The organism is Chryseobacterium sp. JAH, from assembly GCF_001507335.1.
Lineage (GTDB): Bacteria > Bacteroidota > Bacteroidia > Flavobacteriales > Weeksellaceae > Chryseobacterium.
Genome location: NZ_LMAH01000003.1, coordinates 687,287 through 707,012 on the forward strand (window position 1 = coordinate 687,287; position 19,726 = coordinate 707,012).

The 19,726-nt window shown below is 35.0% G+C and carries 20 protein-coding genes; 8 read left to right on the forward strand and 12 right to left on the reverse strand.

Annotated elements, in window-relative coordinates:
* Nucleotides 1-71: 71 nt before the first annotated feature.
* The 5 genes from AR685_RS10350 (at nucleotide 72) to AR685_RS10370 (ending at nucleotide 4,779) form a co-directional block, all read left to right on the forward strand.
* Nucleotides 72-1,019, forward strand: coding sequence for a LysR substrate-binding domain-containing protein (locus tag AR685_RS10350; RefSeq protein WP_047443573.1), 948 nt, complete (start codon nucleotides 72-74; stop codon nucleotides 1,017-1,019).
* Between the two features lie 236 nt (nucleotides 1,020-1,255).
* Complete coding sequence (gene metK, locus AR685_RS10355) at nucleotides 1,256-2,536, forward strand: methionine adenosyltransferase (RefSeq protein ID WP_059124503.1); 1,281 nt, start codon at nucleotides 1,256-1,258, stop codon at nucleotides 2,534-2,536.
* 82 nt (nucleotides 2,537-2,618) lie between these two features.
* Nucleotides 2,619-3,110 (forward strand): hypothetical protein, encoded by a 492-nt coding sequence (locus AR685_RS10360; protein ID WP_047443575.1) that lies wholly within the window; start codon nucleotides 2,619-2,621, stop codon nucleotides 3,108-3,110.
* 187 nt (nucleotides 3,111-3,297) lie between these two features.
* On the forward strand, nucleotides 3,298-3,885 hold the full coding sequence (locus AR685_RS10365) for an RNA polymerase sigma factor (protein WP_047443576.1): 588 nt from the start codon (nucleotides 3,298-3,300) through the stop codon (nucleotides 3,883-3,885).
* Nucleotides 3,886-4,083: 198 nt separating this feature from the next.
* The gene (locus AR685_RS10370; protein WP_059124504.1) at nucleotides 4,084-4,779 is read left to right on the forward strand and encodes a YjjG family noncanonical pyrimidine nucleotidase; all 696 of its coding nucleotides are present in this window, start codon (nucleotides 4,084-4,086) and stop codon (nucleotides 4,777-4,779) included.
* A gap of 69 nt (nucleotides 4,780-4,848) precedes the next feature.
* On the opposite strand, the gene trpS is transcribed toward AR685_RS10370, so the two are convergent.
* The 11 genes from trpS to ileS form a co-directional block, all read right to left on the reverse strand.
* Nucleotides 4,849-5,817 carry a tryptophan--tRNA ligase gene (gene trpS / locus AR685_RS10375; protein ID WP_059124505.1) on the reverse strand — a complete coding sequence of 323 codons (969 nt, stop codon included), beginning with the start codon at nucleotides 5,815-5,817 and terminating at the stop codon, nucleotides 4,849-4,851.
* Nucleotides 5,818-5,927: 110 nt separating this feature from the next.
* The gene (locus tag AR685_RS10380; protein WP_059124506.1) at nucleotides 5,928-6,788 is read right to left on the reverse strand and encodes a hypothetical protein; all 861 of its coding nucleotides are present in this window, start codon (nucleotides 6,786-6,788) and stop codon (nucleotides 5,928-5,930) included.
* Nucleotides 6,789-6,911 carry a hypothetical protein gene (locus AR685_RS18370; RefSeq protein ID WP_317040572.1) on the reverse strand — a complete coding sequence of 41 codons (123 nt, stop codon included), beginning with the start codon at nucleotides 6,909-6,911 and terminating at the stop codon, nucleotides 6,789-6,791.
* Between the two features lie 12 nt (nucleotides 6,912-6,923).
* Nucleotides 6,924-7,499, reverse strand: coding sequence for a hypothetical protein (locus tag AR685_RS10385; protein ID WP_317040573.1), 576 nt, complete (start codon nucleotides 7,497-7,499; stop codon nucleotides 6,924-6,926).
* 48 nt (nucleotides 7,500-7,547) lie between these two features.
* Nucleotides 7,548-8,546: a hypothetical protein gene (locus AR685_RS10390; RefSeq protein ID WP_059124507.1), complete on the reverse strand. Its 999-nt coding sequence runs from the start codon at nucleotides 8,544-8,546 to the stop codon at nucleotides 7,548-7,550.
* Between the two features lie 7 nt (nucleotides 8,547-8,553).
* A complete protein-coding gene (locus AR685_RS10395) occupies nucleotides 8,554-9,198 on the reverse strand; it encodes a vancomycin high temperature exclusion protein (RefSeq protein ID WP_059124565.1) in 645 nt (214 codons plus the stop codon).
* A gap of 128 nt (nucleotides 9,199-9,326) precedes the next feature.
* On the reverse strand, nucleotides 9,327-9,965 hold the full coding sequence (locus AR685_RS10400) for a lipoprotein signal peptidase (RefSeq protein WP_047443583.1): 639 nt from the start codon (nucleotides 9,963-9,965) through the stop codon (nucleotides 9,327-9,329).
* Nucleotides 9,965-10,162 carry a DUF2683 family protein gene (locus AR685_RS10405; RefSeq protein ID WP_059124508.1) on the reverse strand — a complete coding sequence of 66 codons (198 nt, stop codon included), beginning with the start codon at nucleotides 10,160-10,162 and terminating at the stop codon, nucleotides 9,965-9,967. Before AR685_RS10405 ends, AR685_RS10400 begins: the two co-directional genes overlap by 1 nt.
* A 43-nt stretch (nucleotides 10,163-10,205) precedes the next feature.
* Nucleotides 10,206-10,451 (reverse strand): DUF6576 domain-containing protein, encoded by a 246-nt coding sequence (locus AR685_RS10410; RefSeq protein ID WP_059124509.1) that lies wholly within the window; start codon nucleotides 10,449-10,451, stop codon nucleotides 10,206-10,208.
* A gap of 85 nt (nucleotides 10,452-10,536) precedes the next feature.
* On the reverse strand, nucleotides 10,537-10,917 hold the full coding sequence (locus tag AR685_RS10415; RefSeq protein WP_047443777.1) for a TraR/DksA family transcriptional regulator: 381 nt from the start codon (nucleotides 10,915-10,917) through the stop codon (nucleotides 10,537-10,539).
* A 58-nt stretch (nucleotides 10,918-10,975) separates the two neighbouring features.
* Nucleotides 10,976-14,374 carry an isoleucine--tRNA ligase gene (gene ileS / locus AR685_RS10420; protein ID WP_059124510.1) on the reverse strand — a complete coding sequence of 1,133 codons (3,399 nt, stop codon included), beginning with the start codon at nucleotides 14,372-14,374 and terminating at the stop codon, nucleotides 10,976-10,978.
* 399 nt (nucleotides 14,375-14,773) lie between these two features.
* On the opposite strand from ileS, the gene AR685_RS10425 reads away from it, so the two are divergent.
* Together AR685_RS10425 and AR685_RS10430 are read left to right on the forward strand one after the other, a co-directional pair.
* Nucleotides 14,774-16,066, forward strand: coding sequence for a phenylacetate--CoA ligase family protein (locus AR685_RS10425; protein ID WP_059124511.1), 1,293 nt, complete (start codon nucleotides 14,774-14,776; stop codon nucleotides 16,064-16,066).
* A gap of 95 nt (nucleotides 16,067-16,161) precedes the next feature.
* Entirely contained in the window at nucleotides 16,162-16,758 is a 597-nt protein-coding gene (locus AR685_RS10430; RefSeq protein WP_059124512.1) for a hypothetical protein, read from the forward strand.
* A 38-nt stretch (nucleotides 16,759-16,796) separates the two neighbouring features.
* On the opposite strand, the gene AR685_RS10435 is transcribed toward AR685_RS10430, so the two are convergent.
* Nucleotides 16,797-18,044, reverse strand: coding sequence for an NAD(P)/FAD-dependent oxidoreductase (locus AR685_RS10435; protein WP_047443593.1), 1,248 nt, complete (start codon nucleotides 18,042-18,044; stop codon nucleotides 16,797-16,799).
* Between the two features lie 98 nt (nucleotides 18,045-18,142).
* Between AR685_RS10435 and hutH the strand changes: the two genes are divergently transcribed.
* Entirely contained in the window at nucleotides 18,143-19,660 is a 1,518-nt protein-coding gene (gene hutH / locus AR685_RS10440; RefSeq protein ID WP_047443594.1) for a histidine ammonia-lyase, read from the forward strand.
* Nucleotides 19,661-19,726: the final 66 nt, after the last annotated feature.

Genomic DNA, 19,726 nt, shown 5'->3' on the forward strand with positions numbered 1-19,726 from the left:
CAAATTTAGCAGAAATTTTCTATTGGTTGTGCTAAAAACGTCATATCTTTGTAATAGATAATATTAATCAAATGAACATTCAGCAATTGGAATATCTTATCGCTGTAGATAAGTATAAACATTTTGGTAAAGCTGCTCAGGCTTGTTTTATAACCCAGCCGACATTAAGTGCAATGATACAGAAGTTTGAAGATGAGCTGGATGTGAAGGTCTTCGACAGAACAACCCATCCTATTCGTACAACTGATGTTGGGTTACAGATTATCGATCAGGCGAAGGTTATTATAGAGGCCGTCAACGAACTTAAAAACAAAGCTAATTTATTAAATAATATTCTAGGTGGTACCATCAATCTAGGAATTATTCCTACCGTTTCATCATTTATTTTGCCAACGGAAATATTCCATTTCCTTGAAGAAAATCCTAAGATTTTGATGAATGTAAAGGAAATGACCACAGATAATATTATTAAGGCTTTAAAAGCAGGAGAATTAGATGCCGGAATTATTTCTACACCTTATGATAATGCCAACGAATTTTATCAGGACTTCTTGTTCAACGAAGAACTGATGATTTACAGTTCAGATACCGAAGCCAACAAGAAAAATACTTTTATAGTTCCCGATGAATTGAATGTAGAAAAAGTTTGGCTTTTGGAAGAAGGTAACTGCCTGAGAAATCAGTTTGAAAATATTTGTCATTTAAAAGAAAACAGATTGAAGCCTAAAAATCTTGACTTCTTAGCTTCCAATATCCAGACTTTAGTTCACATGGTTGACAAAGTTGGCGGAATAAGTATTTTACCAGAATTGGCATTAAATCAGTTGTCTGAAGAACAGAAAGGAAAAGTTTTCAGATTTAAAAAGCCTTTCCCTTACAGAGAAATCAGTATTATTTATTACAAGCCGACTTTCAAACAGAAAATTATCGATGAATTGGGATCTTTTATTAAAAATTCACTTACTACAAAGCTGAATTTTAATGAGAATCCTAAAGATTATGTGAGTATCAAGCCTTAGTAATTCTTTTCAATATTGATATAAATCATTAATTTCAAGAAAATTATAATTAGCGGATAAAAGTTTTGAGTATTAAGAAAATAGTACTTAAATTTGCCAACATTATTAACGAGGAAAAATTTGACCTGATTGCAACCTCTCTAAAAAAATGCTAAAACAGTAATATTCTTTTTAGCTTTTTCTGGGCAATTATTCATTTTTTTCTTCTACATTTAATTTAAAAATACAAGAATAATATGTCTTATTTATTTACGTCTGAATCAGTTTCAGAAGGGCATCCAGATAAAATTGCCGACCAGATTTCTGATGCATTAATTGATAATTTTTTAGCATACGACAAAACTTCGAAAGTAGCTTGTGAAACTTTGGTGACTACAGGTCAGGTGGTTTTGGCTGGAGAGGTAAAATCTGATGCATATCTTGACGTTCAGACAATCGCAAGAGAGGTAATCAACGGAATTGGCTATACAAAAGGTGAATATATGTTCAACGGTGATTCTTGCGGTGTAATTTCTGCAATTCACGAGCAGTCACCAGATATCAATCAGGGTGTAGACAGAGCAGTAAGTGATGAGTCTTTTGAAGCTAAGGCAAACGCACAGGGAGCAGGAGATCAAGGGATGATGTTCGGTTATGCTACCAACGAAACGGCAAACTATATGCCCTTAGCTTTAGATTTGGCACATACGATTCTTAAAGAGCTTTCTGCAATCAGAAGAGAAAATTCTGATATTAAATATCTTCGTCCTGATGCAAAAAGTCAAGTTACGATTGAGTATTCTGATGATCACAAACCGGTAAGAATTGATTCTATTGTTGTCTCTACTCAGCACGATGATTTTGCTGCTGAAGAAGAAATGCTGAACAAAATCAGAGAAGACATCAAAACTATTTTAATTCCTAGAGTTGTTGCTTTGCAGACTGAAGAAATTAAGGCTTTGTTCAACGATCAGATCAAGTATCATATCAATCCAACGGGTAAATTCGTAATCGGTGGTCCTCACGGAGACACAGGTTTGACAGGAAGAAAAATCATCGTTGATACATACGGTGGAAAAGGAGCTCACGGAGGTGGTGCATTCTCAGGAAAAGATCCTTCAAAAGTAGACAGAAGCGCGGCGTATGCTACAAGACACATTGCGAAAAACTTAGTTGCTGCAGGTGTTGCAGATGAGGTTTTGGTACAGGTTTCTTACGCTATCGGTGTTGCTGAACCTTGTGGTCTGTACATTAATACTTATGGAACTTCAAAAACTGGCTTGAATGATGGAGAAATCGCTAAAAAAGTTTCTACCATTTTCGATTTGAGACCTTATGCTATTGAGCAAAATCTTAAATTAAGAAATCCTATTTATCAGGAAACTGCTTCTTACGGTCACATGGGGAGAGAGCATTTCGTTGCTGATAAAACTTTCAACAAAGGCCATAAAAATGAATTGACTCTTACAGGTCTTGAGTTTTTTACTTGGGAAAAATTAGACAAAGTAGAAGAAATTAAATCCGCTTTCGGAATTTAATCTTTTCTTTTAGATATTTAAACTGCTTTATCTTGATAAGATAAGGCAGTTTTTTTTAAATTTACTTTTTAAATAAAATAAGATGAAGAACTTTCGTTGGGTAGCGGCAATCGTATGTGTATGTTTTTTGAGTGCTTTTGCAAAAGCTCAGGTTACGATACATAAAATGGTGAATGCAGGATATGTATATCAAAATCAAAGCTTTGGTGAAGTAGGAGGGAAGTTGCTATTTCTGAAAACCGATGATGTCATTTACAGATTGGGTGCTTCTGCATTGATGGGTTCTGCTAATTCAGAATTTGCAATTATGCCTAAAGTGAACGCTGATATATTATTGAATTTTGAAAAGAATGTAGATTTTAAGCATTCCTATTATTTTCTGGCAGGCGTTGAAGGAACAAATAAGTATGTCGCTCCAAAGATTGGCGTTTCTTTATTCGGACTTTTAGATTTAACCGGAGGCTATGCTTTTTCTATTGCGAATTCTAAGTTAAATGGAAAAGAGCTCAAGGGTTTAAATATTAATTTCACACTAAATATTCCTACCGCGTTCTTACATGACATGTTTAAGTAGTTTTTTTTACTAAATTCGTCTAAATATTTAATATTTAGTTAACAGTTATTAAAATTTTATTTATATTTACAGCATAATTTAATGCTTATTGATAAGACTTTACTCTAATAGAATTTGTAGCGCACAAAAAACCTGGCAAAATGTCGGGAGACTGTTTGTCTACAAGTAAATACTGAGAAGAAAAGTCATGAAATCAACAGATAGCCTATTAATATCTCTGTACCAAAGAGGAGATGAAGAAGCATTATCAACCCTTATACACCGTCATCAGAAAGACCTGTTTTCGTTTATCCTTTACAAAATAGGTGACGAAGATTTGGCCAACGATGTTTTCCAGGATACGTTTATTAAAATCATTATGATGCTGAAAGAAGGGCGGTATAATGAGGAAGGGAAATTTATCCTGTGGGCAAAAAGAATTGCTCAAAACTTAATCATTGATTATTTCAGAGCAAAATCAAAAAATGTAAAAGTTTCAGAAACTACTTTTGATAACGATGAATTTTCTATTTTTGATTTAATAAGGGAGCCTTCAGAAAATATTGAAGATCAATTGGTAAGTATGCAGATTCAAGAAGATTTGCTGAAGATGCTGCAGTGCTTACCTGAGAATCAACAGGAGGTGATAAAACTCAGGTTTTTTGACGGGTTAAGCTTTAAGGAAATTGCAGATCATACAGATATGAGCATTAATACGACTCTAGGGAGGGTTCGCTATGCACTGATCAACTTAAGAAAAATCATGGAAGAAAATAATATTATTTTGACAAGATAATAATTCACATCTTTTCACGTTTTAAAGAAAAAACATTTTTTGCCTATGAAAAATAACGATTCTTTAAAAGTGAAAAGTTTGAAACCCAAAAAACAAACCATTGATTTTTTGCTTAGTTTCTCAAAAAGTCTTGATGTTGTGAAGATTAAAAATAATCATTATCATCTTTCAAAAAATTAATCATTAATTTTGTGCTGTATGAAAATTCAGCACATTTTTTTTGACCTCGACAACACCCTATGGGATCACCGCAAGAACGCTTATCTTACTATCAAGAATCTTTTCGAAAAAGAAGAAATTACTTTAAAATACAATATAGATTTTGAAGATTTTCATTCTGTATATCATGAGATCAACGAAAAACTTTGGGAGCAAATAAGAGATGGTGAAATTGACAAAGAATATCTCAGAAAGCATCGCTTTTACGATACATTCAGACATTTCGGAATTGATGATTTGGAGTTGTCTATGTATTTTGAAGAACATTTTTTAGATAAAATTCTCAATTACAATCATTTGGTAGAAAGTGCGGATGTTGTTTTAGAGTATTTAAAATCAAAAAAATACACCTTACATATTATTTCAAATGGTTTTCAGGAAGTGACGGAGAGAAAATGTATTCTCTCTGGTATTGATCATTATTTTCTAAGCATCACGAGTGCAGATTCTGTTGGGGTTAGAAAACCAAAAGCAGAGATTTTTGAGTATTCTTTGGGTTTAGCCAAAGCTACGAAAGAAGAAAGTATTTTGATTGGTGATGATTGGATTGCTGATGTTGTCGGAGCACAAAATTTCGGTATAGATGTTATTTTCTTTGATGTTTTGAACGAAAATCCACGGCAAGAAAATTTAAAAGTGATTAAACATCTATTGCAGATCAAAGAATATTTATAAAATTATCCATAAAAGTTTCGGCGGCACCAAAGGTGCCGCCGAAACTTTTTTATTAAAGAAATATTCAGATCAAATTCCCAGGCTTTCTCTTACTCTCTGAATGGTCTGTGTAGCGATGGCTCTTGTTTTCACAGCGCCTTCCTGAAGTTTTGCTTCAAGTTCATCAAGATTGTTCATGTAGTAAGAAAACAACACTCTTTCTCTTTCGAATCTTGTCAAAATTAAATCCAAAAGCTCTTTTTTAGCGTGACCGTAACCGAAATTTCCGGCTAAATATTTAGCTCTCAATTCTTCAGTTTGCTCAGGTGTTGCGATTAATTCAAAAATAGCAAAAGTTTTATCTGTAGACGGATCTTTTGGCTCTTCTAAAGATTTAGAATCACTTTCGATACTCATGACCTGCTTTTTCAATTCCTTTTCAGGCAAGAAAATGTTGATGATATTTCCTCTTGATTTAGACATTTTGTGGCCATCTACACCAGGAACATATTTGGTGTCTTCCTGCAGTTCAGCTTGTGGCAAAACCAAAACTTCCCCCATCTGATTATTAAATCTTGAAGCCACATCACGTGCAATTTCCAAATGCTGAAGCTGATCTTTTCCTACAGGAACGATTTCTGCATCATACAATAAAATATCAGCAGCCATTAAAATAGGGTAGGTAAATAAACCTGCGTTTACATCCTGTAAACGGTCTGCTTTATCTTTAAAAGAATGTGCTAAGGTCAGTCTCTGATAAGGAAAAAAACATGATAAATGCCAAGATAGTTCACAGGTTTCAGGGATGTCGCTCTGTCTGTAGAAGAATGTTTTTTCAGTATCTAATCCGCAGGCAAGCCAAGCTGCAGCAATTTCGTAGGTATTGTTTTTAAGTTCTTTTGCGTCTTTGATCTGCGTAAGTGAGTGCAGGTTTGCAATGAATAAAAAAGATTCGTATCCTGCTTGCTTTGATAGCTCAATTGCAGGAATAATTGCACCCAAAAGGTTTCCAAGGTGCGGTGTTCCGGTGGCTTGTATGCCGGTAAGAATTCTTGACATTTTGTTTAAAATTGTTTATGCAAAAATAGGGAAAATTTAGAATTTTACTTATTGAAACGGATATGTAATAATATAAATAATCAATCTCACTTGAATTGAAATTTCAAAACCTATTTCTTCAATTCAATTTTATACTTAAAAGTTAAAACCTTCAGATGCCAAAGTGTTAAGGTCTGTTCCGCTGAGATGATATCATTTTCTGAACCAATAATCAAACGGTCACGGAATGAACTGATAAACTGCGACCAGTATTCACCCTTAGAATCTTTCAGTAAAAAATAAAATCCGGCGTCACCAAATCTGTTTCCTGAAGAATCTAAAATTAATTCCCCATTTTTTCCAACACTTGGATTCATCAATACTGTTGCATTTCCATTAGGCAGAGGAAATACAGCTTTCACACAAGTTTTTCCGGAAGGCAAAGTGCAGATTCCATAAACGCCAGAATAAATTACCTGTGTGCTGGATTTAATAGAGCGAAACCAAAATGTATATTTGATTTCAGTGGTATTTGCATCAATAAGGTTGATGATTTCGCTTTTTAAAGATTCTGAGTCATCAATGTTTTGGGTAGGAATATTCAGTTGATTGATTCTATTGCTGAATAATTTATTAATCAAGATTCCAAAAAATTTGAAAAAAGGATTCCAATGTATAGAAAACTGCAGGTTGTGATTGTCTGTGTTTTCATAAAATCCAATCACACTTTTTGATAGATTTGAGAATTCAGCTTCAGTTAAATTCAATTTCTGCATTGAGGGAATAATGCCTTTTGATTCTGAGTCTTTTTGAATAATTAAGTTTTCCTTTTCTGCAAACTGATGGATAAAATCTTCACCAATTGCATCGAGATTTCCAAACGGACCTATCAGCCACGGAAAATCTTCGGGGTTAATTTTCTTTCCATGCAAGATTACCCATTGCTGAGTTACCCAATCCTGGAATTTCTGCATCGGATAAGCAAATCTCATTTAATCGTTTTTGAAATTGGGAATGATGTTGCGTCGTCCGTTCCATTCACCAAATTCTGAGATAGGTTTGAAGCGCAATGTTGTAAATTCAAAATGGAAATCTTTTCTATTTCTTTCTTTCATAGCATCAGAATGTCATTTCGGCTTGGGGACTTTGCTGTGTCCGTGAACCATATCGGTCATTTCTTTCTGCGTTTTCCAAACGGAAAAAGTGGAAACGGTGTTTGGAAATTTGATGGAGGCTAAAGATAGAGTTGTTGCGGGATGGTCGCGAACCAATTTCTCAACCGGTCTTCCCCAACGGATAAATCTTGGAATTTCCAGAAATTTCATTCGGGCAATGGTAACTGCGACAACAGGAGAATCCGGATTTTCAAATTCTAAAGTTTCGTCCGGAATTTCAAACTTATTAAACTTGCCCCATTTTCGCATAAAAGTTAACCTCGTATGCCAACCTTTTGCAAGGATTTTTCCTAAGTCATTTTCAGTTAAAAAATGATCTACGTCCGCTTCATTTTCCCATTGAGCAAATACGGCGATCTGCCGGATCAGCATTCGGGAAGGTGAAAGAATAGGAGAGCCAAGCGTCATTGCAGTCATACATTCTGCGTGAATTAATCCAGGAATATTTTTTGGTTTCGGTGGAAACAGAAGAGTTTTAAGCGCAGAAATATAATTTGTTTTTACTAAATGATAGGTGAATACGCTCATTATTTCAAGTTATTGGAAGTTTTTGCAGATGAAATTATAATATTAATTTTACTTTTTCCTTACTGCGTTATAATAATTGATTCCTTCTTTTTTCATCCAGAAATAAGGAATTTGTTTTGATTTCTTTTTTTTAACATCGGTAATAACAGCAAAAAAATTATAGATTAAATAAGTGTATTTACCGTCATTAATAATTAGATTTGTATCTGAAATTGTTCCAAAAAAGATTAAATTTTCTGTATTTTCAATTTGGTTTGTAAAAGCTGCAAAATTCTTTCCTTTATAATCTCGTAGATATTGTAGAATTTTATCTACATTATTTTGACTGAAAATTTCTTTCGATCTACTAATGTGAAAATAAGCAACTTTGTCTTTATTTAAAACCTTTTTAATGATGAAGGGATCTATTAATATACCATCATTATAAGTTTGAAATAATTTGAGAGCATCTAAAAAGGAAATGTAATTGCTAAAATATCCTTCTGTTTTCAGATTATTTATATTGAAATTTGATAAGAATTGAGCTTCTTTTTTGCTTATTTCCAATTCTTTTCCTGATGTATAGGAATGGTTGTACAAATAATTCTCTGGGATTTCTGAATCTGGATTTTCGTTAAGTGCACTTCCTATTCTGATTAATTTTCTTAAGCCACCAATTGAAACATCGTTTCGATCATTTTTTTTGGTTTTGAATGAACTATAGAAATTTACTACTCTTCTTGTTTTGTTATCTACAACAATGATTTTTTCCCGGAACCATTCATCAAAAGCTTGTTTATCTTCAGGTTTAAAATTGTAAGTTAAAGCATTTTCAAAAATTTTATTTCTAATAGAATCTAAATTGGTTTTGTAAGAAGTTGAATCTAAAGTGGTGTAAATTTTCAAATTCTTTTCCTGTGTATTGATTTTCAGTTTTGTCAATTCATCATCAATGAAACGAATTACTGTGCTATCTTTTATCTGCTTATTATCTGAATAATAGTAAATGTTTTCCTTTTTGCAGGAAATGAAAATGAATAGTACAAAAAACAGCTGAAAACTTTTCATGGCTATATTAAGGAATCAGAATCTTCTTCCCACCAAACTTCGGTTCCACCCCAAATATAAAATCCCAAAACACCTTTGCCCGCGCCAGTTTTTCTCGTGCATTGGTTTTAAAACCTGCGTATTTATTGACATCTTCTGCATTATAGCCGAATGCTTCTATTCCATTTTTTCTCGCAAGATATACAGCTCTCTCATTGTGGAATTTCTGAGAAATAATAATGTAGGAATTCTGCCCGAAAATTTCTTTCGCCCTTAAAACAGAATCCAAAGTTCGGAATCCTGCAAAATCCTCAAAGATTCTTTCTGCAGGAACTCCGGCTTTGATCAGTTCGTTTTTCATTTCCTCAGGTTCATTATAATCCTTTTGAGAATTGTCTCCGCTAACGATAATATTTTGAACCTTTCCGGATTTATATAAGTCTGCGGCGGCTTTTATTCTGTTAAAAAAGTAGGCATTGGGATTTCCGTTGGATAAATTTTTACTCGTTCCCAAAAGAAGTCCTGTTTTTTCGGTGGGAAGTTTTGAAAGATCGGAAGTAACAAAATTTTTCGTCTTATCCTTAATCGTAAAGTTTGACCAAATGACAAAAATAATTCCTGCCACGAAAAGCAGCAGGAAGATTTTGATTGTATTCTTTATAAATTTTTTCATACATTTTGAACCGTTGTAGGTTTTATAAAAGTATGAAATCCCCATGAGTTGGCAACACAAAAACCGATAAAGATTACGGGATTAAATATGCCCTTTAAAAGACAATAAGGATCTACATATTAAATATTTTAAAATTCTAGTCCATTAGGGAAGGCTTTCTTTCTGAATATTAATAATAATGCAGCGCCTACGGTAATCGCAGAATCGGCAACATTGAAAATGTATTTGAAGAATTCAAGATGTTTACCACCAATTAAAGGCCAGCTTTCAGGAACTGTCCAGTCAACCAAAGGAAAATGAAGCATATCAACCACACAACCTTTCATAAATGTTGAATAACCTTCACCGAAAGGAACAAGTTTAGACACTCCACCGTAACCAATCCACTGATTAACGCTCTCGTCATAAACCATCCCGCTGTCAAAAATTAATCCGTAAAACATTCCGTCAATCAAATTTCCGATAGCTCCTGCGAAAATAATAGCCATTGGAATGATCAGATAATTGGATTCTCCCCTTGCCAACCATTTTTTAAACAGATATACCATTCCGCCAATCAAAAAAATACGGACGATCACCAAAAAATATTTACCAAGCATTCCACCAAAATGAAAACCATAAGCCATCCCTGGATTCTCAACAAAAGTTAATTTGAAACCTGGGAAAACAGAAACACTGTCATTAAGGCTGAAATTGGTTTTAATATAAATTTTCGATGCCTGATCGATTAATAGAATAAGAAAAGTGATAAGTGCAATCTTCTTCATTACAAATTCGGCTTTGGTTTTTCTTTAAAGTTTCTTGTAGGCTTATCTTTTTTCACCGCTGGAGTACGAGGTTCGAATGTCTGAGTTTTTGCGCCTCTTGTATGAAATTTTTCATAACGAATTCCCATTTCTTTCATCACACCTTTCAGTGCATTCAGCTCCATTTGGTTTTTTGGGTGTACTATTAATGCTTCCATTTTTTCTTATTTATTTTTTATCAGTCTTAACATGGTTGAAAACTTATTTTTTAGACAACTCATCTAATCTCTTTCTGTCTTTTGCAGACAGATCTTTGATTCCATTTTTACCCATTTTACTGAGAAGACGGTCTATTTCCTTTTCTCTTTCACGTTTATCTGAATTGAACTGTTGATCGATCGTCAAATTTTTTGTTCTGACAGGGTAAAATCTGTTTTTGATTCTGTCTCTGTTAAAAAACCATACAACGACGATCAGAATAATTCCTAAAATCAAATATTCGCTCATAGATATAATTAAAAATTAGGTTTATAAAATGTCATACAACATTTCATAAACCCAATAATTTATTTACAAAAATAAGATAAAAATTTTATCTCTGCATATTTTTAGCTTCGATGCTCAGTGTAGCGTGGGGAACTGCCAAAAGTCTTTCCTTTGGAATCAGTTTTCCGGTTACTCGGCAAACACCGTAAGTTTTGTTTTCGATTCTGATTAAAGCATTTTTCAGATCTCTTACAAACTTCTCCTGTCTTCCTGCTAAAATAGAGTTCTGCTCTTTGCTCAGCGTTTCTGCTCCTTCTTCGAAAGCTTTGAAAGTAGGTGACGTGTCGTCAGTTCCGTTGTTTTGATCGTTGATAAAACTTTCTCTTATCAGTTGCAGATCCTTCTCTGCTTTATCTATTTTTTCTCTGATTATTTTCTTAAACTCTTGTAAATCAGAGTCGTTGTATCTCACTCTTTCGTCTTGCATTGTCTTTTTCTTTTTAATAAATTTATGAAATGGATTTTGAAAAAACAATAACTAAATATTAATTTTTTTCAACATTTACTTTAAAATTAATGTCATCGATATCGATTTCGTTAAAATTTGAAAGTGAAGATACAATTTCTATTTTATTTGACAAGACCTCAGATGAAATATATTCCTCATTTTGCTTAATTTGTTCCAAAAATGGCGTATTTTCTTCCAAAATGATGCTTATTCTGTCTGTTAATTCAAAATATTTCTCTTTTCTAAGATTTTGGATCCTGTTGATAAACTCTCTTGCAATACCTTCAGATTTTAATTCTTCTGTTAGCGTCAAATCTAATGCCACAGTTGTTTTTCCATCAGAAGTTACGGTCCATCCCGGAATATCTTTCGTTGAAATTTCTACATCAGCAGTCGTAATTTCATATCCTTGGATTTCTACTCTTCCTTCTTTTTCTAAAGATGAAATCTGATCTGGGGTGAAATTAGAAATCTCATTACCAACTACTTTCATGTCTTTTCCAAGTCTTGAACCTAGAGTTTTGAAGTTGGGTTTGATCTGTTTTACAATCAAATGAGATGCTTCTTCAGCATTGATCAGTTGTAATTCTTTAACATTAACTTCCTGTTTAATTAATTCTGAAACCGCTAAGATTTGCTCTTCCGTTTTCTTATCCAAAACAGGAATCAACACTTTTTGTAAAGGCTGACGTACTTTTATATTTTCCTTTTTTCTCAGAGAGAAAACCATACTTGTTATGTTTTGTGCTAAATGTGTTTTTTCAACCAAATCCTGATCGATTAAACTTTCATCGGCAACAGGGAAATCTGTCAAGTGAACTGATTCGAATGTTTCTTTTCCGGTAGCTGCATTCAAATCCTGATACAACTGATCCATAAAGAACGGAGCGATTGGTGCAGATAGTTTAGCAACAGTTTCAAGGCAAGTATATAAAGTCTGGTAAGCAGAGATTTTGTCATCAGAATAATCTCCTTTCCAGAAACGTCTTCTGCATAATCTCACATACCAGTTACTTAAATTATCATTCACAAAGTTGCTGATGGATCTTGCAACTCTTGTCGGCTCATAATCTTCGTAGAATGCTTTTACTTCTTTAATCAAAAGATTCAATTCAGATAAAATCCAACGGTCGATTTCCGGACGGTTTTCAACATCTTTTTCAGCATATTTAAATCCGTCAACATTCGCATATAAAGTAAAGAATGAATAGGTATTGTATAGTGTTCCGAAGAATTTTCTTCTTACTTCGTCAATTCCTTCGATATCAAATTTCAGGTTTTCCCAAGGGTTGGCATTCGAAACCATGTACCAACGTGTTGCATCCGGTCCGTAAACCGCTAAAGTCTCGAACGGATCAACCGCATTTCCTTTAGATTTTGACATTTTCAGACCGTTTTTATCCAAAACGAGTCCGTTACTCATCACATTTTTATAAGCAACCGAGTCAAAGACTGCTGTTCCGATTGCATGAAGTGTGTAGAACCATCCACGGGTCTGGTCAACGCCTTCGGCAATAAAGTCTGCAGGGAATGCTTTATTATTATCGATTAATTCTTTGTTTTCAAACGGATAATGCAACTGAGCGTAAGGCATTGAACCTGAATCAAACCAAACGTCAATCAGGTCGCTCTCACGGTGCATCGCTTTTCCTGATTCTGAAACTAATACAACTTTATCAACGATATTTTTGTGAAGATCAACTAAAGAATAGTTTTCCTCAGACATATTTCCGATTTCAAATCCTTTGAACGGATTTTCTTTCATAAATCCTGCTGCGATAGATTTTTCTATTTCATTATACAATTCTTCTACAGAACCGATGATAATTTCTTCCTGTGCTGAACCAGTCGAAGGATCTGTTCTCCAGATTGGCAACGGAATTCCCCAGTATCTTGAACGGGAAAGGTTCCAGTCGTTGACATTTTCCAGCCAGTTACCAAAACGTCCTTCTCCGGTAGCTTTTGGCTTCCAGTTGATTTCTTTGTTTAAATCTACCAAACGGTCTTTTACCGCCGTCATTTTCACAAACCATGAATCTAACGGATAATATAAAAGGGGCTCATCAGTTCTCCAGCTGTGTGGGTAACTGTGAACGTATTTTTCAACTTTAAAGGCTTTATTTTCTTCTTTTAAACGGATAGCAATTTCTACATCAACAGACTTTTCCGGTGCTGTTCCTGCATCGTAATATTCGTTTTTCACATATTTACCGGCAAAATCTCCCATCTGCGCAGTAAACTTCCCTTGCAAATCAACCAACGGAACCGGATTTCCGAATTCATTTAATACCAACATCGGCGGAACTTCAGGGGTCGCTTCTTTAGCCACTTTCGCATCATCAGCACCAAAAGTTGGCGCCGTGTGAACGATTCCTGTACCGTCTTCTGTCGTAACGAAGTCTCCTGAAATTACTCTAAATGCATTTTCAGGGTTTTGGTAAGGTAAAGTGTAGGGCAATAACTGCTCATATTTAATTCCAGCCAAATCTGCACCTTTGAACTCGCCAAGAATTTGGAAAGGGATGGTTTTGCTTGATGAAGTATAATTTGCGAAATCTTCGTCAGTTCCCTCAACGAATTTTTTACCGAACTGTTTTCCAGTTAAAGCTTTAGCCAAAACAATATTGATCGGTTCAAAAGTATACTGATTAAATGTTTTTACTAAAACATAATCGATCTTCGGTCCTACTGTCAAAGCAGTGTTCGAAGGCAATGTCCACGGAGTAGTCGTCCAGGCTAAGAAATGTACATCTCCAAAACCCTGTAAAAACGAAGGCAATGTTTCCGGAAGTGTTTTGAACTGTGCAACAATCGTTGTGTCGGTCACATCACGGTAAGCTCCGGGTTGGTTGACTTCGTGAGAAGAAAGTCCGGTTCCTGCTTTCGGTGAATAAGGCTGGATCGTATAGCCTTTATACAACAAATCTTTGCTGTACAATTGCTTTAACAACCACCAAACGGTTTCCATGTATTTTGATTTGTACGTGATGTACGGATCTTCAAGATCAACCCAATAACCAATTTTTTCAGTCAGGTGATTCCAGACATCGGTGTAACGCATTACTGCTTCACGACATGCCTGGTTGTAATCTTCAATCGAAATTTTTTTGCCAATATCTTCTTTCGTGATTCCGAGTTCTTTTTCAACTCCTAATTCCACAGGAAGTCCGTGCGTGTCCCAACCTGCTTTACGGAAAACCTGCTTCCCGTTCTGAGTCTGGTAACGGCAGAAAATATCTTTCAACGCTCTTGCCATAACGTGGTGAATTCCGGGCATTCCGTTTGCCGAAGGCGGACCTTCGTAAAACACAAATTCAGGATTTCCTTCACGGGTTTCAACACTTTTTTCAAAGGTTTTATTGGCTTTCCAGAATTCCGCAACATTCTCGGCTACGTCTATCAGGTTGAGGTTTTTATATTCTTTAAATTGGCTCATTGTAATTTCTCAATTTCGTTGATTAATCAAGTTGGCAAATTTAGTGATTTTTGTCGGTTTATAATATATGTTTTATTTTGACTGGGTTTATTGAAAAGTTTGCGAAAATAAAGAAGGTTTAAGCTGTCGATTGTGAATAGTCAAATGTGAGTTTTCACAGTTAATCAATAAATATTTAGCTAGAATATCTATAGGAGCGTACTTTAGCCCGCTTTCAAAATTACCAAATGGAATTGGCTTTAGCCAAATCCTATTTTTCTCTCGCAGATTTTATAGATAACGCAGATTTATGAGATTAAAATTTAAAACAATCATCTGTGAAAATCTGTGTGATCTGTGAGAACAAAATTTAGCATCCAACTTTTAATTTTAATAAATTTGTCATCTAAATTTAAACTATTGGAACTTTTCCCACTCATCGAAAAATCAAGCATTCAAGACATCAAAAAGTTTCAGGAGGAAAAACTTCAGGAGCTTTTAGAATATCTTGAAAAGCATTCGCTTTTCTATCAGAAGCTATTCAAAGAAAATAATATTCAGATTTCTGATATTCAGACTTTGGAAGATTTGCAGAAAATTCCGACGACCTCGAAGAATGATATTCAGCAGAACAATGATGATTTTTTCTGTGTTCCCCAAAGCCAAATTGTTGATTACAGTACGACTTCCGGAACATTGGGGGATCCGGTGACTTTTGGTCTTTCAGAAAATGATATGGAAAGAATTGCTTACAACGAAGCAATATCGCTTGCCTGCGCGGGAATTCAAAAGGGTGACGTTGTACAGATGATTACGACGATTGACAAAAGATTTATCGCTGGTCTTGCCTATCTTTTAGGTTTACGGAAAATGGGAGCAAGTGTTATCAGAATGGGCCCGGGAATTCCTGAACTGCAATGGGATTCTATTTTCAGATATCAACCAAAATATTTGATCACGGTACCATCATTTCTTTTAAAAATGATCGACTACGCTGAGAAGCACGGTATAGATTACGAAAACTCAAGCGTTGTTGGAGCGGTTTGTATTGGTGAAAGTATTAAAAATCAGGATTTTTCAGACAATATTCTTTCGCAGAAGATTAAAGAGAAGTGGAACATAAAATTGTTCTCCACTTACGCATCTACTGAAATGAGCACTGCTTTTACTGAATGTGAATTCCAAATTGGCGGGCACCAGCATCCGGAATTGATTATAACAGAAATCCTTGATGACGAAGAAAATCCTGTGAAAGAAGGAGAAAGCGGCGAGTTGACCATTACGACTTTAGGCGTTGAAGCTTTGCCTCTGTTGAGATTTAAAACGGGAGATTTAGTTAAAGCGCATTATGAACCTTGTGAATGTGGCAGAAATACGATGAGACTCGGTCCGGTTGTCGGTAGGAAGCAGCAGATGATCAAATATAAGGGGACTACTTTGTATCCACCTGCAATGAATGATATTCTGAATGATTTTGAAGGAATTTTATGTTATCAGATTGTGATTCAGTCGAATGAAATTGGTTTGGATGAAATTATTATTAAACTGAGCACAGAGAGAGAAGATGAGAGCTTTGAAGGCGAAGTACGTGATCATTTCAGAGCAAAATTAAGGGTAAGTCCGAAAATAGAAATCATAGGTTTTGAGGTTTTGTCAAAAACAGTTTTCAATCCCAATAGCAGAAAGCCGATCACCTTCGTCGATTTAAGATAAACTTTAATTGTTTTTCAAACAACTTAGAAATATTATTGTTCAGCTGAAGTGAATTTTCTTTTCTGATACTATATTTGCAGTCTTAATTTTAAACTATGAAAAAAATATTTCTCTTTCTTTTTGTTGCATTAAGCACAACTGTTTTTGCTCAAAATAAGCTAACTGTCGAATCCGGAAATTTGGATGTTTTAAAAGGTCAGACTGAAGTTAATGTTGAACGTGTGTACGGAGATCCTCTTTTTCAGGCTGACAATTTTACTGAAACCGAATATTTAGAGAGAAGACATAAAGAAACTGTCGCCAAAAACGGTGAAGCGGCGTGGAAGACATGGATTGATTTTTGGGAACAGCATGTTGAAACAATCTGGACAGAAAAGTTCGTGGAGGGTTTAAACAAATCAAAGAAAATAAAATTTACCCAAAATGCTGAAAGTAAATATACTTTAATCATCCATCCAAAATGGATGTATGCAGGATGGACAGGCTTTATTACTCAGCCCGCAAAATTGTCTGCTGATATTACGATTGTTGAAACAGCAAATCCTTCAAATATTTTAGCAATAATTAAAGCGGATAAAATTGAAGGCATCGGAAGCAAAGTTGATTACGGAATGGAATATGGAAGAATTTCCGCAGCCTATGAAAAGACAGGAAAAGAGTTTGGAAAAGAACTGAAGAAAGCTTTAAAATAACAAAAAACGGGTCTGAAAATTTTCAGACCCGTTTTTTGTTATGATGATTGTTGTCTCTCCATTTTTATGAGATTAGCGAGATTTTTTACCACGGTATCATGCTTTCTAACAAAAGGATTTTCTTTATTCCAGACATATCCAGCCAGAACAGCACATATTTTTCTTTTCACATCTTCATTTTCCGGTCGGTGGAAAAATAATTCCTGAAGATTTCCGGTGTACCATTCTTTTACATAGGTTGTAAAAACATCCACTCCGTATAAAATATAATCTGAAAACTCAGTCTGCCAGTCTACTTTTTCACCGTTTAGTTGTCGTATGGCCAGTTTTGCAGCGGTTATTCCGCCTTCGGTTGCAAATGCCATTCCTGATGAGAAAACAGGATCAAGAAATTCCGAAGCATTTCCGGTCAATGCAAATCCTTCTCCGAATAATTTTTTTACCGAGCATGAATAGTCTTTCAAATGTCTGGGTTCAAACAAAAAATCCAAATCTCCGAAACGTTTTACATAATAATCGGATAGTGAAATTGCTTTTCTTAAAGCTGCCGCTGGATCTCCGTTTTCAGATAATTTGTCAATATATTCAGTCGGACCCACGATTCCTACACTTGTGTTTCCGTTTGAAAACGGAATTACCCACAGCCAAACTTCAGTTTCTATAATGTCGAAAGAAATTAAAGTTCCTTCAACGCCTTCTTCTCGGTTAATATCTTCTACATGCGCAAAGATTGCAGAGTGTGGAGATAATTTTGAAGGTTTTTCTAAATCTAAAAGTCGTGGGAGAACTCTACCGTAGCCACTTGAATCGATCACAAATTTTGCATGAATCTCTTTTGTCTCGCCATCTTTATTTTTTACGGTGGTCACAGAATCTGTTCCGTTAAATTCAATTCCAATTACTTCGGTTTCAAATTCGAGGTCAATACCTTTGTTGATCACTTCCTGAGCCAAAACGTTGTCAAAGTCGGCTCTAGGAACCTGCCAAGTCCAATCCCAGCCTTGGCCGAATTTATCACTAAAATCAAAAAGACAAACTTCGTCACCTCTTAGAAAACGAGCACCCAGTTTTTTTTCAAAGCCCATTTTATCTAAAGCGGGGAACAATCCGGCTTCGTCAAAATGATCCATTACTCGTGGGATTAAGCTTTCACCAACCACCAATCTTGGGAATTTTGTTTTTTCGACAACTTTTACGTTGATATTGTTCTTCTTTAAGTAAGAGGAAGATACGCAACCGGAAGGTCCAGCTCCGATTACGAGAACATCAACAAATTCTTTGCTCATCTTAAGATTTTTTATTTTAATAATAACTTCTATCTTTGCCGCTAAATTAGTGACAATTAATTATATTTTACAAAATTATATATTATTACTTTTAATTGATGAAAATAAATAACTTTTTAGAACTGAGAGATTTTCAGCGAATTATTATTGAAAACGAAAGCATAGAATTAGACCCTTCACTTCTCCATAGAGTGAATGAAAGTTTTGATTTTCTTAAAGAATTTTCAAAAAATAAAGTAATTTATGGTGTAAATACCGGTTTTGGGCCAATGGCGCAATTTAAAATCAGCGATGAAGATACCCACCAGTTACAATATAATTTAATCAGAAGTCATTCTTCAGGTATTGGGAATCCGCTTCCTGCAGATGAGGTCAAAGCCTGTATGCTGGCGAGATTAAATACTTTGTCTCTTGGAAATTCGGGGGTGCATGAGTCTGTGGTAAATTTACTTAAAGAATTAATAAACAGAGATGTTACGCCGTTGATTTTCGAGCACGGAGGAGTAGGTGCAAGCGGAGATTTGGTTCAGTTGGCACATTTAGCTCTGGTTCTAATTGGCGAGGGCGAAGTTTTCTATAAAGGCGAAAGAAAATCGACCAAAGAAGTTTTCGAAGCAGAAGGTTTGGAGCCGATTCAGGTTGAAATTCGTGAGGGTTTAGCTTTAATGAATGGGACTTCAGTTATGTCAGGGATTGGGATTGTCAATGCATACAAAGCCAATCAGTTAACTGAAATTTCACTAAAACTATCTTGTGCAATTAACGAAATCGTTCAGGCATACGATGACCATTTTTCAGAAGTGTTGAACGGAACGAAACTTCACGCAGGTCAGCAAAAAATAGCAGATAAAATGCGTTCTCATTTGTCTGATAGTAAATTGATCAGAAAAAGAGCCGACCATTTATATACTCATTTCGAAGAGCAGGAAAAGGTTTTTAAAGAAAAAGTACAGGAATATTATTCACTAAGATGCATTCCGCAAATATTAGGTCCCGTTTTAGATACGTTAGAATATACCGAGAAAGTCCTTGAAAATGAAATAAATTCAGCAAATGATAATCCAATCATCAACGTTGCTGATCAGCACGTTTACCACGGTGGAAACTTCCATGGGGATTACATTTCTCTGGAAATGGACAAGCTGAAAATTGTTGTTACAAAACTGACAATGTTGGCTGAAAGACAGTTGAATTATCTTTTAAATTCAAAAATCAACGAAATCTTGCCTCCTTTTGTAAATTTAGGTAAATTAGGTTTTAATTTCGGGATGCAGGGCGTTCAGTTTACGGCTACTTCAACTACGGCTGAAAGTCAAATGTTGTCGAATCCGATGTATGTTCACAGTATTCCTAATAATAATGATAACCAAGATATTGTAAGCATGGGTACCAATGCTGCAGTGATTTGCAGAAAGGTGATAGAGAATGCTTTTGAAGTATTGGCAATTGAAGCTATTACTGTTGTTCAGGCAATTGAATATTTAGGATATCAAGATAAGGTGTCATCGAAAACAAAAGAATTGTTTGATGATATCAGGCAGCTGATTCCGGCATTTTCAGATGATATGGTGATGTACCCATATCTTCAGAAAGTAAAAGATTATCTGAAAAAATAAAAGTCTGGATGGTGGACCCGAAGGGTTCAATATGAACAGTCATAGGTGAATCTATGGAAATAAAAT